1 pseudogene is annotated in these 484 nt (G+C 73.1%); it reads left to right on the plus strand.

Annotated features, from left to right (window positions below):
• Positions 1 to 11 precede the first annotated feature (11 nt).
• Positions 12 to 484: pseudogene (locus tag C1J00_RS48695) on the plus strand (bifunctional DNA primase/polymerase); the annotation flags it as partial.

Raw genomic sequence — 484 nt, forward strand, 5'->3', positions numbered from 1 at the left:
TATAAGAGACAGACCCCACGCCCTCCCCCTGCCACGGCGCGTGCGGCCGCCTCGGGCACGGCATCTACGACGCCTCCAGCGACCCGGACCGCATCCGGGAACTGTTCGCCGCCGCTCCCCGGGCGACCGGCTACGGCATCGCCTGCGGGCTGCCCCCGCACCACCTGATCGGCCTCGACCTCGACGTGAAGAACGGCACGGACTCCTCGGCCGCCCTGCGTGAGCTGGCACTGCGGCATCTGTTCACGATCCCCCCGACCGTGGTCGTCGTGACGCCGTCCGGCGGGCGGCACCTGTGGCTGAGCGGACCGCCCGAGGTCGTCGTCCCCAACTCGGCGGGCCGGCTCGCCCCCGGCATCGACATCCGGGGCGCGGGCGGCTACCTGGTCGGCCCCGGCTCCCGCACGGACCAGGGCGTGTACGCCGCCGCTCCGGGCACCGCACACCCTGTCCCTTATACACATCTGACGCTGCCGACGAACTC

It is taken from the genome of Streptomyces cahuitamycinicus (assembly GCF_002891435.1).
Lineage (GTDB): Bacteria > Actinomycetota > Actinomycetes > Streptomycetales > Streptomycetaceae > Streptomyces > Streptomyces cahuitamycinicus.